The sequence below is a fragment of the Nonomuraea fuscirosea genome, from assembly GCF_003001935.1.
GTDB lineage: Bacteria > Actinomycetota > Actinomycetes > Streptosporangiales > Streptosporangiaceae > Nonomuraea > Nonomuraea fuscirosea.
Map to the genome: position 1 here is coordinate 1 of NZ_PVNG01000004.1, position 14,121 is coordinate 14,121.

Annotated in this window: 10 protein-coding genes; 9 read left to right on the forward strand and 1 reads right to left on the reverse strand. The window is 71.6% G+C overall.

Features of this window, described 5'->3' with window-relative positions; all coding sequences use genetic code 11:
* Nucleotides 1-730 precede the first annotated feature (730 nt).
* The 3 genes from B0I32_RS10220 (at nucleotide 731) to B0I32_RS10230 (ending at nucleotide 4,621) form a co-directional block, all read left to right on the forward strand.
* Complete coding sequence (locus B0I32_RS10220) at nucleotides 731-2,425, forward strand: alpha/beta fold hydrolase (protein ID WP_146178114.1); 1,695 nt, start codon at nucleotides 731-733, stop codon at nucleotides 2,423-2,425.
* Nucleotides 2,426-2,695: 270 nt separating this feature from the next.
* Nucleotides 2,696-3,238 carry a DUF4142 domain-containing protein gene (locus B0I32_RS10225; protein ID WP_106237134.1) on the forward strand — a complete coding sequence of 181 codons (543 nt, stop codon included), beginning with the start codon at nucleotides 2,696-2,698 and terminating at the stop codon, nucleotides 3,236-3,238.
* Between the two features lie 357 nt (nucleotides 3,239-3,595).
* On the forward strand, nucleotides 3,596-4,621 hold the full coding sequence (locus B0I32_RS10230; RefSeq protein WP_245955781.1) for a DUF2382 domain-containing protein: 1,026 nt from the start codon (nucleotides 3,596-3,598) through the stop codon (nucleotides 4,619-4,621).
* A 471-nt stretch (nucleotides 4,622-5,092) separates the two neighbouring features.
* Here B0I32_RS10230 and B0I32_RS10235 read toward each other — a convergent pair whose 3' ends face one another.
* Entirely contained in the window at nucleotides 5,093-6,823 is a 1,731-nt protein-coding gene (locus tag B0I32_RS10235) for an exo-alpha-sialidase (RefSeq protein WP_106237140.1), read from the reverse strand.
* Between the two features lie 260 nt (nucleotides 6,824-7,083).
* Here B0I32_RS10235 and B0I32_RS10240 point away from each other — a divergent pair, with 260 nt between their 5' ends.
* The 6 genes from B0I32_RS10240 (at nucleotide 7,084) to B0I32_RS10265 (ending at nucleotide 14,115) form a co-directional block, all read left to right on the forward strand.
* Nucleotides 7,084-7,980, forward strand: a complete 897-nt coding sequence (locus tag B0I32_RS10240; RefSeq protein ID WP_146178116.1) for a hypothetical protein — start codon at nucleotides 7,084-7,086, stop codon at nucleotides 7,978-7,980.
* Between the two features lie 69 nt (nucleotides 7,981-8,049).
* Nucleotides 8,050-8,343: a hypothetical protein gene (locus tag B0I32_RS10245; protein ID WP_106237144.1), complete on the forward strand. Its 294-nt coding sequence runs from the start codon at nucleotides 8,050-8,052 to the stop codon at nucleotides 8,341-8,343.
* 66 nt (nucleotides 8,344-8,409) lie between these two features.
* Nucleotides 8,410-9,810 (forward strand): FAD-binding oxidoreductase, encoded by a 1,401-nt coding sequence (locus B0I32_RS10250; protein WP_106237146.1) that lies wholly within the window; start codon nucleotides 8,410-8,412, stop codon nucleotides 9,808-9,810.
* Between the two features lie 202 nt (nucleotides 9,811-10,012).
* Nucleotides 10,013-11,524, forward strand: coding sequence for an MFS transporter (locus B0I32_RS10255; protein ID WP_181307238.1), 1,512 nt, complete (start codon nucleotides 10,013-10,015; stop codon nucleotides 11,522-11,524).
* 27 nt (nucleotides 11,525-11,551) lie between these two features.
* Nucleotides 11,552-12,685: an FAD-dependent oxidoreductase gene (locus tag B0I32_RS10260; RefSeq protein WP_106237151.1), complete on the forward strand. Its 1,134-nt coding sequence runs from the start codon at nucleotides 11,552-11,554 to the stop codon at nucleotides 12,683-12,685.
* Between the two features lie 389 nt (nucleotides 12,686-13,074).
* Nucleotides 13,075-14,115, forward strand: coding sequence for a fatty acid desaturase family protein (locus B0I32_RS10265; protein WP_245955729.1), 1,041 nt, complete (start codon nucleotides 13,075-13,077; stop codon nucleotides 14,113-14,115).
* The last annotated feature ends 6 nt before the right edge of the window (nucleotides 14,116-14,121 follow it).

Sequence of the window (14,121 nt, forward strand, 5' to 3'; positions counted from 1 at the left end):
CCATTCCTGGCACCCGTTCCCCCGTTCATCTGGTCGCCGAACAGCGACAGGTCGACCGCGACAAGCTCTACACGCCCAAGCATCCCGACCCTGGCTCCCGACCTCGGCTCCCCACCTCGGCTCCCGACCCCCGAACGGCCGGACCCGGACCCAGTACCCCTGTCCGCACCCACGCTTTCGGCACCTACCCTGGTTCCGCTGCCCTGGCCCTCGGACCCCTCCCTGTCCGGACCCTGGACCTTTGTCCGAACCCGCGCCGGTTCCTCGCCTTGGTCCCTGGAACCTCCTTCCGGGACTCCGGCCGCGCCGGTTGCCTGCCCTGGGCCTTGGAAACCCCCTCCCGTCCTCGCGCCGGTTCCCTGCCCGGCTCCTGGAGGGCTCCCTGTTCCTCCTCGCGCCGGTCTCTGCCTGACCGCCGACCGCTGCCTGCCTTGGCCTCCGGGACCGCTCTCCGCCCTGGCCCTGGCCCTTACTTGTCCGGACCCGCGGACCCGCGGACCCGCGGACCTCCGGGCCCCGGACGCCTGGACCCACGGACCCTGGACCCACGGACCCTGGACCCACGGACCCTGGACCCACGGACCCTGGATGCCCGGACCCCCCACGTCCAGCCCCTCGACGCCCGAGCCCTCCTTGTCCTGACCCTGGAGGGGCTGTCTGTGCCGGTTTGGGGTGGGTGAGGCGTGGGTTTCTCCGACCTTGGTGGGGAACGTGGGCTAACGTCCCCTTCGTGGCTTCTTTCGGCAGGCTGGCCGGGCGGGCGGTGACGGGCGCAGTGGTGCTGGCGCTCTCGCCGGTCCTGGGGCTGGCCGCGCTCGCCGGGACGGCCATGGTGGGGGCGCGGCCCCAGGTGTTCGCGGTGACCGGGCTGGCGGTGTTCGCTTCGGTGTTCTTCCTGGGGCTGCTGCTGTGCGTGCCCAGGCCGGCGGCCGGCTGGGGGCGCTGGACGCGTGCGGTGGTGCTGCTCGGCGTCGAAGCGGCGGTGGTCTGGCAGGTCTCCGCGGCCACGCTGCGCCCGCCCGCCGTCCCCGCCGCGCCCGCGAAGGTGGCCGGGCAGCGCGAGTGGCGGCTGGAGACGGGGTCGCGGCTGGCGTACGTACGGGTCTCGCCCCGGCGGGTCACCCAGCCGGAGCCGGTGGTGTTCCTGCACGGCGGCCCCGGGGTGGGCGACCTGGCCGGCGACTCGGCGTTCCTCGGCAAGCTGGCGGCCGACGGGTTCCGGGTCTACGTCTACGACCAGCTCGGCGCCGGCCGCTCGGGACGGCTGGCCGATCCGCGCGGGTACGGGCTGACCCGCGACGTCGCCGACCTGGAGGCCGTCCGCCTGGCCATCGGCGCCGAACGGCTCAACCTCGTCGCCCGCGACTATGGCGCCCAACTGGCGGCGGCCTACCTGGCACAGCACCCGGCCCGGGTGGCCAGAGCGGTCCTGTACTCCCCGGCGGGCCTCACCGGCCTGCCTCCTGGACGCGCGGGCGACCACCCACGATCCTCCGCCATCCTGCTGGGTCCAGGACCGGTCCCCGACCCGCGCACGCTAGCCGTGTCCACCTTGCTGCGAGTCGACCCGGTCGCCGCCCACGCCTTCGCCGGAGACCCCGAACTCGCCACCCACCTCACCCTCCTCCGCCACCAAACCCCACCTCCCTGCCCACCCTCCGATGGAAAGACGGCCGGTCCAGGGACGGCCGGTCCAGGGACGGCCGGTCCAGGGACGGGCGGCTCAGGGATGGCTGGTCCGGGTATGCGCGGTCCAGTCTCCGGTGGAGGGGCGGCGGTCGGCTCGGGGGTGGCCGGTTCAGGGATGGCCGGTTCAGGGGCGGCCGGTCCTGGGATGGTCGGTCCAGGGGTGGGCAGGCTTGGAGAGACAAGGATGACGGGCGTTGCTCTGGTAGGACTCCGGGCGGATGGCTTTGGAGCGGTGGGTTCCGGTCCTGGGGTGGCGGGTTTCGGGCGGGAGGGTGACGGTGTTGCGGGGCTCGGCTGGATGACGGCCGAGAGCGGCACTTTGCCGCGTTCGGGAGAAGACGTTGCCGTGGTCGGTGCTGAGGCTGGTGCTGCTTCCGCCCGTTCTGGAGGTGATGCCGTCGTGCCCGGTCCCGAGGCCGATGCGGCTTCTGCCGGGTATGGCGGGTATGTCGCGCTGGCCGGCAGGGCGGTGCCGGCGTCCGTTCGGCGTGGACTGGGCGCGGTGGAGGCGCCTGTGCTCATCGTCAAGGGGCCCTGTGATGCACAGAGTTGGGCGGAGGCCGGCGACTACCGGAGCGCGCTCTCCGACGCGCGCTTCGCCTACGCCGCCGGCGACGATGGCTTCTCCGGGCGCGGCACCGCCTACCTCGGCCTGCTCCGGGCCTTCCTCACGGATCGGACGGTTGACACCTACGAGGCCGAAGGCCCGCCTCCGGACTACCGCGGCCCCGCTTGAGGCTTGATGTCAGTGCCTGAGGCCAGGCCACTGAGGCCCAGGCTGGGTCGGGACGCCTGAGGCTGCGGGACGCCTCTGGGCGAGCCTGAGCGTGGGGGCCTGGTTCGGGTGCATGATCAGGTGCCTGAGGCCGAGCTCGAGTCTGGGCGTCTGGGTCAGGGCGGTGGGGATCGGCGTGGACGCGCCACCTCGGCCGTAATGCTGGGCTGCTTCTGATCCGAATGGTTACTCTCCGTATCAGAGTCAATTCACCTTGTCAAAGGAAGTCTCATGCGTACTCGCCTCGCCCTGCCCCTGGCCGTCGCGGCCCTGGCTGCCCTGTCCGGTTGTGCCGGTGAGACGGCACAGAACTACGCTGCGGTGGCCACCCCCACCGGTACGCCCCCGTCCGAGCAGGACAAGGCCTGGCTGGGTGCTATCCACCAGGGGAACCTGACCGAGGTTCAGGCTGGAGCGCTGGCCAAGAATAAGGGCGCCGCCAAGCAGGTCAAGGCCGTCGGCGCGATGCTGGTCAAGGATCACAACCAGCTCGACGCCAAGGTCACCCAGACGGCGGTGCGGCTCGGCGTGCGGCTGCCCAGTTCGCCGGACGCCAGTCAGCACAAGGAGCTGAACCGCCTGGAGGATGCCACGGGGGAGGACTTCGATCAGGACTTCCTGTCGGGCATGGTCAAGGCGCACAAGCAGGCGCTGGCGGCCACTCAGAAGGAGATCTCCAAGGGCTCGTCGCCGGCGGTGGTGGCGTTGGCCAAGACGGCCGCCCCGTCGTTGCGGCAACATCTGTCCGCGCTGCGCAAGGCTCAGAGCGATTGAAGGCGAGCTGGGTGGTTGTCAGCCGGATGGCCGTGAGCCGGATGACCGTCAACCGGACGACCGTGAACCGGGTGATGTCGAGCTGGTGATGCCGAGCCGGGTGGTGCCGAGTCCGGTGGTCCGAGCTGGGTGGCTGGAGTCGGGTGACGCCGAGTTGGTGACGCCGAGTCCGGTGGGCTGAGCTGGGTGGCTGGAGTTCGGGGGGCGTCGAGCTGGGTGGTCTGAGCTGGGTGGCCGTGTCGGGGTGGGTTGCTGGAATAGGGTTAAAACTGACCTTCCCCTATGTGGATATGTGGTGATTTGGGGTATTTGTCCCTTTTGAACCACGAGAGAAACATCGGGGGGATCGACGTGGCTATGCAAACAGAGATCCGCAACCTGCTCGACTGCCACGTGGTGGGTTCGGACGGACAGTCGATCGGCAAGGTAGGACAGGTCTACCTCAACGATCGGACGGGCGAGCCGGAGTGGGTGACCGTACGCACGGGGTTCTTCGGGATGAAGCAGACGTTCGTGCCTCTGGCCAACGCCCGCCGCTCGGGTGAGGAGATCCGGGTCCCCTTCGACAAGGAGATGATCAAAGGCGCGCCGAACATCGACGTGGACGGACGCCTGTCGCTGAACGAGGAGGCCGACCTCTACCGCTACTACGGCATGCACCCGTCCGACATACCGCGTCAGCGCCCCGGCGATACCCGTACCAGGGAGCCGATCACGGGGGAGAGCGCGGAACGGCGAGCGGGGCTGGCCGGCGAGACGACCGGCGACATGCCCGGCGGGACGCTCGGGGAGACGACCGGCGACATGCCCCGCGGAACGTCCGGCGAGATGCCCGGCGAGATGGGCGGCGGACTGGCCGGTGGCGCTATGGGCGGCGCGATGCCCGGCACGACCGGCAGGGAGACGCCCGGTGGCCTCGGCGACGAGATGCGCGGTGGCCTGCGCGACGACCAGGACATCGACATGATCTGCTCGGAGGAGCAGATCCACATCGGCAAGGAGAGCCGGGAGTCCGGCCGCGTCCACCTGCACAAGTTCGTGGACACCGAAGTCGTCCGCGAGACGATCCCGCTCTCGCACGAGGAGGTTGTCATCGAACGCGAGCCCATCCGCGACGGCGAGATGGTGGGGACGTTCGAGATCGGCGAGGAAGACCGGGAGATGATCCTGCACGAGGAACGTCCGGTCGTCGGCAAGGAGACCAGGCCGGTCGAGCGCGTGCACGTGCGCAAGCAGGACGTGCAGCGCGAGGAGACCGTCGAGGGTCAGGTCCGCAAGGAGCGGCTGGAGATCGACGAGACCAGGGACGAAAGCTCCGGCTTCGGCCGTGACAGCCGCGACGGTCTCGACGACCCCGGCAGAAACCTGCCGCCCGACCGGTGAACCACCAAAGAAACCTTCCGGACGAGCGATCAATCGAAGGAACCTGCCGGCGGAGCGGAGAACCAACCGGCCGCGCGCCGGCCGGGGTCGCGCGGGGAAGCGCCGGCGCCGCGGGGAGTGGCTGCCTGCCCTCCCCGCGTCCGCGCGAAGGCATGTTCGGGTGAAGGCGTGTCCGCACGATGGTGTGTCCGCGCGAAGGCGTGTACGGCGCCGGAGGCAAGCGCGAAGGCATGTTCGGGTGAAGGCGTGTCCGCGCGAAGGCGGTGTCCGCACGAAGGCATGTTCGGGTGAAGGTAAGCCCCGCGAAGGCGCAGAGGGCGAAAGCATGTGCGCGGAACGTGCGTCCGCGTCGAAAGCCCGTCTGATCGGCCGCGATGACGGCGAGCGGATCGCGATGGTCGCCGGCCTCCCCTGGGCCCGTGTCCGTACGCCACACCGATGACCGGAATCACCGGCGGCGATGACCGGAAATCACCCAGGGCTGTTCGACGAGTAGAGCTCGACCTCGTTCAGCACCCCGCACGAGCGACCGATCTCCGGATCGCAACCCTCCGACGGCTCGACGACGATCTTGACGTGCCGGGCCCTGCGGTCGCCGAGGTCGTCGTAACGCAGGGCGTAGTCGGTCCTGTCCTCGATCGTGACGACGGGTTCGCCCCAGTCGCGCCCGTTCCCCGACACGTACACCCGGGCCCCAGCCGGATGCCCGGGACGCAGGCTGAGGCCGATGCGGCTCAGCCGGTACGGCCGGTCCAGGTGCAGCACGTAACGTCCGCGCCCCTTGGCGACGGCGCTCGACCAGTAGCCGGTGCTGCCGTCGAGCGCCCCGCCGGGCCCGGTGCGCGGCCGGTACCGGCTCGACCAGCGCATCGTGGTCGAGACCCGCAGAGCGCCCCGCCGGTACAGTTCGTCCAGGTCGAGCCGGGTGCCGCCGGCGGCGCCAGGAGTGGCCACGGTGAACAGCTGCCGCTTGACCGCGTACCAGCCGCCGTGCTCGAAGCGATCGTGCAGGGGGCAGGCCGTCTCGTCGAGCAGCCCGTCGGGCCGCACCCCCGGCAGCTTGCAGTTGTCGAAGACCTGGATCAGCCGGTGCGGCCCCACGGCGGCCAGGCCGGTGTAGCCGGACGAGCCGTGGGCGTCCCAGATGCCGTCGCGGTTGTGGTAGGTGATCACCGGCTCCCGCCACTCCTCCCCGAGCCCGTCGGGAGAGACGGCCAGCCAGTTGTCCGGCCGCCCCGCGCTCAGCACGAGGACGCCGCCGGGGGTCAGCAGCAGCCGCGGGGCGACGCCGCGCACCACGCAGTCCAGGCCGGCGAAGCGCAGCTCGCGCACCGGTGCCCAGGTGCGGCCCGCGTCGGTGGAGCGGGTCTGGTGCAGCGTCGAGTATTTCCCGCCGTCGCGGCGCAGCACGGCCACCAGGCTGCCGTCCATCGCCTGCGCGACCGCCGCCTCGTTGTAGACGAACCCGGGCTCGGGTCCGGCGATCACGCCGCGCCGCTCGAAGGTGGCGCCGCCGTCGCCGCTGGCGTACACCTCGGCCTGGTACGTCCCCGTGTCGGCGTAGCGCGCGTACACCGTGATCAGGATCGTCCCGTCGGCGAGCTGGATCGGCGCCCCGTGCGCCGCCCCGCCGGGCAGCAGCTCGCCGGGCGTGGACAGCAGCGCCTCCGAGCGCAGCCAGCTCTCCCCGTCGTCCAGCACGGACGAGGTGAGCACGCCCAGCCGTGCCGTGTGCGGGCCGATCCGGTCCGGATAGTACTCCGTGGCGAAGAACCGGCCGTCGTGCAGCTCGACCGGGGACTCGCGCAGCGGCGTGGCGCCCGACGGGCCGAAGGTGATCCCGCCGTCCTCCGAGACCGCCGACGAGCTGGTGAGGGTGACGACCCGGTCCACGTTGGTGGTGAAGGTGGAGATCACCTTGAGCGCGGGAGCGCCGTCGGAATCGGTGACGTCCAGGGCCGAGACGTTCGGGAATCCGGCGAAGTCGAGCCGTTCTGAAGAGGTCGGCTCCGGCTCGGCGGGCGGCGGATTGGGATGAATCCAGTCTAGGAAGGAAGCAGTATCGATCAGGTAAGGCCCCGCCGCCGCGGACCGCAGGGAGTGATCGGGTAGCACGCAGTAACCGGCTCCGGCCTGCACCGGGCCGGGATGCGGGGGCAGCCCGGCGACCACGGTCACGGCCGCGACCATGACGTTGCGCATCGGCACGGGCTCGCTCCTCGATCGTCGTCCACGGTTCACCGCACCGTACGGACTTTAGATCATCCACCTGCGACAACACGGCATTCACCTGCGTGGATCCACCGGCTCCCCGTGTCGAGGGCCGGCTAAACCTGGGCGCCAACCGGGCTACGTAAAGTGCCAGTTGACAGAAAACGGTCGTCTTACGACGATCAGAGCGGCACTATTAAGTGTCAATTTACGTAGGTCGAGAGACCGCGCGGGTCAGGAGGTGGCCCCAGATGAGCATCGAGCCAAGGGCGAGAGTGGCCCAGGAGCGCGTGCTGCCGGGCCCGGTGCCGATGTCGCCGGAGACGGCGGCACAGCAGCGGGTCGTGCAGCGGATCTGCGCCAGGGTCGCGCCCGACGGCATGGACATCGGCGTGGCGGAGCTGCCCCCCGGCGGCCTCCAGGTGTGGATCGACACCCCGCTACCGCCGGCCGGACAGGAGTCATGGGTGCTGCACCACCAGATGGCTCGCGAAGTGGCGCTGGTCGGCTGGCACTGCGAGGCGGACGCGGACCGCCTGCTGGTACTCGGCTGGAGCGCCGCGTGCCTGCAGAACCGGGTACGCCTGCTGCAGAGCGGGCTGCGCCGGCTCGCCGACTTCGAACCCACGGCCCAGCGGGCCGTGCGACTGGACGGGCACGACCCCGACGACGAGCCCGCCGCGCGGCTCGTCGCGGACGTGTGCGCCGCCATCGAGCGGCGGCTGCGCTGGCCCGAGCGGCTGGCCGAGCTCAAGGGCTTCGAGCGCAGCTCGGGCCTGCCGCACCTGCAACTGCTCCTCGCCCAGGTCGCCGGCCTGGAGGCGAAGGTCGCGGGCGCCTGCGAAGAGCACCTCGTCATGGCACGGGTGCTGGCGCGGGCCGTCTGCGAGCACTACGCGCTGCACGCGGACCTGGTCCGCGCGCAGCGAGAGGTGCTGGTGGAGACGCGCCGATGGGTGCACGCCAGCTCCATGATCCGCGGCTCGGCCACTCCCAGGCCGAGCATCCCCGGTGCCGGCCGTCCCCACATGGGGCTGGCGGAGCGCCGCATCGCCGCGAGCGTCATCAACCACGGCGTGCCGCGGGCCACCCCCGCGGCCGTCACTCCACGAGCCGGACACCCCGGCATCGAGGAGGGCGCACGCTGACCCCGAACCGCTCAACGGCGAGTGGTCGCCCGGAAAACCCCATCAGAATCCGGTAGGAGAGCTCCCGTCATGCGAACCCCCCCGCACCTGCCCGCCCGCTCCCGGCGCGAGCACACCGACCACGTCCGGCGACACCCGTACGGCCTGCACGACGTGCCCGCGCAGACCGCGCCGCGCGGCAGCCTCGACTTCCCCGCCTTCCCCGAGACCGTCCCGACCGCCTTCCCCGAGACCGTCCCGTCCGCAGACTCCTACGCCGAGGCCGAGGCCGACGTCTTCGTCGAGCAGCGGCTGCGTGACATCCGAGAGATGTCCAACCAGGCCATCGGCTCCATCGACGACCTGCTCACGCACACCGCCTGACGTGTGCCCCCCGCGGCTCCCTCGCCGGGGAGCCGGAGACATGGACCGCACCATTCAAGGAGAGTCATGCAGGATCTGTCGCGACCGGAGCTGAGGTCGCGTGACGTCGGGGGCCACCAGCCGCGCTCCGTGGCGGGCGTCGAATCACCGCGCAGCCTCGACGAGGTACGCGCGCTCGTCCGGCGGGCCACCGCGGCCAAGCTCCGTCTCTATCCCATCAGCACCGGCAGGAACTGGGGCATGGGCTCCGGCATGCCGGTCACCGACGACAACCTCGTCGTCGACCTCGGCGGCATGAACCGGGTCCGCAGCCTCGACCTGGAGGCCGGATACGCGGTCATCGAGCCGGGCGTCACCCAGCGCCAGCTCGCCGCCGTCCTGCGGGACACCCCGTGGATGTTGAACGTCACCGCCTCGTGCGCCGACACCTCCGTGATCGGCAACGCCCTCGACCGCGGCGACGGGTGCATCCGCTCCCGCGTGCACGACGTGGCCGGCCTGGAGGCCGTGCTGGCCGACGGCAGCGTGGTCACCACCGGCGGGCTCGACCCCGCCGGCCGCTACCACGGCCGGGTCGCCGGGCCCGACCTGACGTCCTCGTTCGTCCAGCACAACCTGGGCATCGTCACCGCGATGGCCGTCTCGCTCGTGCCGCGCCCGCAGACCATCGGGCTCGTGCACGGCCGGATGCCGCGCGACCAGGTCAGCGCGGCGGTCGGCGCCGTCACCGGCTTCCTGCGCGCCGGCAACCCGGCCGACGGGCTGCTGCGCGTACGCGAGCTGTCCCTCGTCCCCGGCCACGGAGACTGGACGCTGCCGCCCGGCGTGGACCCCGGCCTGTTCACCGTCCTCGGCCCGCTCATGGGCAGCGACGCCACCGTCGAACTGGCGGAGGAGCTGCTGCGCAAGGCGCTCATCGAGGTCGAGGGCGCCGAGGCCCTGCGCGTGATGGACGCGGCCGAGGTCGGCCCCGACGACCCGCTCTACCCCAGGGCGCTCATGGCGCAGGGCATCCCCACCTGCCGGGGCGTGCACGCCGCGCTCGGCGTCACCTCCTGCGACCAGATCGACGAAGGCGCGATGGGCTTCCTGGCCCTGCTGCCGGTCATGCCGATGCACGAAAGAAGGACCGAGCACATCCTGGCGGCGCTCCAGACGGCCGTGGACGCCCACACCACCGCCCTCATGGTCGAGTGGAACATGGTCAGCAAGCACATGGCCAACGGCGTCATGCAGATCTTCTTCGACCGCGGCACGCCCGACGCCGCCTACCGCGCGCACCAGCTCCGCAACGACGGCAACTGCCTGCTGCGCGGGAACGGCTGCGCCATCTACCGCTCCGACATCGACCACGCCGCCGCCGACGTCTGGTCGGAGACCAGCACCGCCGGACTCGGCATGCTGCACCGGCTCAAGACGGCGCTCGACCCGGACGGCCTGCTGTCGCCCGGCCGGTACGGCGCCTGAGACCGGCACCACCCACCTCACGTCCGGCTCCGCCGCCGGCACCCGCCGGAGTGCGCCCGCGGCGGAGAACGATCGACGCTTTCATAGGAGGAACCACGTGCGTTCGTCACCAACGGCCAGCAGGGGGACGGGCACGCCAGGCGCGAACCGGCGTCACGGAGTGATGCTGCGCCTGGTCGGTGCGGGTGTCATGTTGACGGTGATGGCCGACACCACGGCCACCACCCTGGCGGTGGGCGTCCTGCGATACACGCCCGCCGGCTCCGCGATGCCGCTCGGCGACCTGGTCTGGCTGACCAGCGCGGCGTTCATCCCGATCGCGGCACTGCTGGCGACCGCGGGCCGCTGGGCCGACCTGTTCGGCCGCCGCCGGGTGCTGGCGGTCGGTCTCGTCGTGTTCGTGCTCGGCGGGATCGCCACCGTCACCGTCGAACCCTGGTCGTACGTGCTGGCCGCACGGGCCGTGCAGGGCGCGGGAGCCGCGGCGATGATCCCGGCCAGCCTCGGGCTGCTGCTCGGGGAACTGCCGGAATCGCAGCGGCGCGGCGCGATCGCGCTGTGGAGCTCCGCCTCCGGGCTCGGCTGCCTGCTCATGCAGGCGGGCGGCGGCTGGCTGGCGGCCACCGTCGGCTGGCGGTCCCTGTTCATCCCCGACGTCGTCATCGGCGTCGCCCTCCTCATCGCCTGCGCGGGGCTGCCGTCCGGCCGGCGCAACTCCGCCAAGGGCGTACCCGACGTGCTCGGCGCGTGGCTGCTGGCCGCGGGCATCGCCGTGATCGTGCTGGCCATCTCCAAGGCCATGGCCTGGGGCATGGACGTGGTGTGGCTGGCGCTGGCCGCGCTGGCCCTGCTGGGCGGCGCGCTCGCGCAGGCCAGGCACCACCGCCTGCCGGCCATCGACCTGGCCCTGTGGCGGCGGCCCAAGTTCGTCTGGGGCTGGCTGGCCACCTGGGGGTTCGGCGCGCTGTCGTACGGGCTGCTCACCGTGCAGCCCCTCTACCTGCTCCACCTCGGCTACCCGATGCTCGAAGTGGCCATGTGGCTGACCCCCACATCGGTCGCCGTCGTCGTCACCAGTTTCCTGGCCGGACGCATGGTGAAGCGCATCGGCGCGTACGGGCTCATCTACGCCGGATCCCTGCTCTGCGGCGGCGCGTGCGTGCTCGTGCTGGTCCAGGCCGGACCCACCGTGTGGGGCCTGATCGCCAGCGTCGTGGTCGGAATGGGGGTCGGCGCGCTCGCCCCCGGCACCTCCGTCGCGACCACCCTGGCCGCCCACCCGCACCAGTACGCCTCCGCCGTCGGCGCGGCCACCATGGCCCGGATGGTCGGCGGGGCCGTCGGCGTCGCCGTCGTGTCGGTCGTGATCGACCACCCGTTCATGACCGGGCCGTACGCGGGCCTGGCCGGCGCGCTCGCCCTGTGCGTGGCCATCTCGGTGCTGATCGGGGCGCTGGCCCTGACCAAGATCACCCGGCTCCGGCCGGACCCGGGTGACGTGATGATCAAGGTGCCCCGCCGGATGCTGCTCGAACTGCGCATGACCCTCGCCACCGTCGCGGCGGAGGCCGACGCGCTGCTGCCGGTCGAGACCCGCACTCCCTCCGCACCCCCCTATCCGGGCCCCAACCCGGATCACTACCCGGACCCTGTCCCGCGCCCCAGAGCGGCCGAACCAGGCCCGCTCGCCGGCACCCGCGGGCACACGCACTAGTTCAACCATTCGAAAGGGCTCCCCGTCATGGCAACCACATCCTGCGACGTAGCCATCGTCGGCGCCGGTCTCGGCGGCTGTTTCCTGGCCTTACTCCTGAGCCGCCGCGGCCGCGACGTCGTCGTCATCGAACAGGGACCCTCGGTCCCCAGCGCGGGGGCCGACTTCCTCAAGCCACCTGGACTGCGGGTGCTGGCCCGGCACGGGCTGGCGAACCTCGTCGGACGCAACGGCCTGCGGCGCGACCTCGTCCGCTACTACCACGACGGCGACCCCATCCAGGACTGCCACTTCCCCGACGGTGGCTTCCTCATCCGCCCGTACCGTGAGCTGGTCGAGCTCATCTACACCTCCTGCGCGATGGAGGGCGTCGAGTTCCGCTTCGACGTCAGCATCGACGACATCGCCACGGACGGGAACCGCGTGGAGGAGCTGACGCTCTCCGACGGCCGGCGGCTGCGCGCCGACGTCGTCATCGGCGCCGACGGCACCAAGTCCGCGATCCGCCGGGCGCTCGGCATCGAACAGCTCACCATGCCGTACGAGCGGCTGCTCATGCGGGTGGCCACCGTGCCGCTGAGCGCCAGCGTCGCCCAGCTCAACCGGCTCTACTTCAGCTCGGAAGGCTGGATGACCTACCTGTACCCGATCAGCAGGGACCAGGCCAGGGTGTTCGTCGGCCTGCCGCCAGAGGCGGACAAGGAGATCTTCCAGGACGGCATCCCGGTCCTGCTGGACGAGCTGAAGAAGTTCGTCACCGAGAGCTCCGACGCCTTCAACTTCCTGCTGCCCGCCACCTGGCAGCGGATCAAGGTCTCCTCGCTGCGGGTGGAGGCCTACCACAAGGGCAACGCCGCCCTGCTCGGCTCGGCCGCGTTCGCCTGCCATCCGATGACGGGCATGGGCATGAGCTACACCCTGCACGACGCCGAGATCCTGGCCGACGTCATCTGCGCGGCCGGGAGCGACCACGAGCTGCTCGACCGGCTGCTCGGCGCCCGGTACGAGCCGCGCCGGGAGGCCCACAGGGAGCTCATCGACTACGGCGACGCCCTGGCCTCCACCTTCCGCGACCGGGCCGCCTACCTCGCGGCCTTCCGCCCCGACCTGCACGTCCACGGCGAATCCGCGGCCCCGGCCCACCTGGAACCGGCCGGGTGAGCCGTACGGGACCGGCGGCGTGAGCCGCACAGGACGGCGGCGTGAGCCGCACGGGACCGGACGGGTGGCCGGACGAGCCGCGCCGGGCCGGGCGAGGGACCGTGCGGACGCGCCGGGCCGGGCGAGGGTCCGTGCGGAGACGCGGGGCCGGGCGAGGGGCCCGTGCGTACGTGCCGAGCCGGTGTCCCCGCCGCCCGCCGTTCCCCACCCAGATGGGGCCGCCCGGCGCCGACGCTGAGGGCGAAGAGCGGTCCCGGTCCCGAGGCGGCGGGGACGCCCCATGGTAGGGCGGGCACTACCGCGGAACCGGGTGACAGCGGGGGTTCGTGAGACCCCGGGAACCGGCGATGCTGGGAGGACCATTCCCCTCCTCGGCATCGGAGACGTACGTGACTGTGGCAGAGACCTCCCGCCCGGCCCCGGGACAACGGCGGGGAAGCGACTTCGCGCGGCTGTCGCGGCGCATCGCCCAGGAAGGGCTGCTGGACAAGCGGCCCGGCTACTACGCGGTCAGGATCAGCCTGGTCGCCGCCCTGTTCGCGGGCACCTGGGCGCTGTTCGCCGCCGTCGGCGACTCCTGGTGGCAACTGCCTGTCGCGGTGCTGCTGGCGGTGGCCTTCGCGCAGGTCACCCTGCTGGCCCACGACCTGGCGCACGGGCAGATCTGGCGGTCGCGGCGCGTCGGCAGGATCGCCGGGCTGCTGGCGGGCAACCTGGCCGTCGGCCTCAGCTACGGCTGGTGGATGGACAAGCACACCCGTCACCACGCCAACCCCAACCACGAGGACCACGACCCCGACGTCGCCCCCGACGTCCTCGTCTGGTCGGAGAAGCAGGCCGGGGAGAGCCGGGGACTGCCCCGCTTCGTCGGCCGCCACCAGGCCTGGTTGTTCTTCCCCCTGCTCACCCTCGAAGGGCTCAACCTCAAGCTCTCCAGCTTCCGCGCGCTGCGCCGCGAATCGCTCAAGGGCAGGGGCGTCGAGGGGCTGCTGCTGAGCGCGCACGTGCTGGCCTACCTGGGTGCGGCGTTCCTGGTGCTGCCGCTGCCCAAGGCGCTGCTCTTCCTGGTCGTCCACCAGGCCTGCTACGGCGTCTACCTCGGCTGCACCTTCGCGCCCAACCACAAGGGCATGCCCGTGCTCACCGCCGAGGACGAGCTGGACTTCCTCCGCCGCCAGGTGCTCACCTCGCGCAACGTGCGCGGCGGACGGCTGATCAACACCGCGCTCGGCGGGCTCAACTTCCAGATCGAGCACCACCTGTTCCCCAGCATGCCCAGCGTCAACCTGCGCAAGGCGCAGCCGATCGTGCGCGAGTACTGCGCCTCGCTCGGCGTCGGGTACGTCGAATGCGGGCTGGTGGAGTCGTGGGCGCAGGCACTGCGCCACCTGCACGAGGTGGGCCGGCCGCTGCGCGAGGCCAAGGCGTGACCGGGG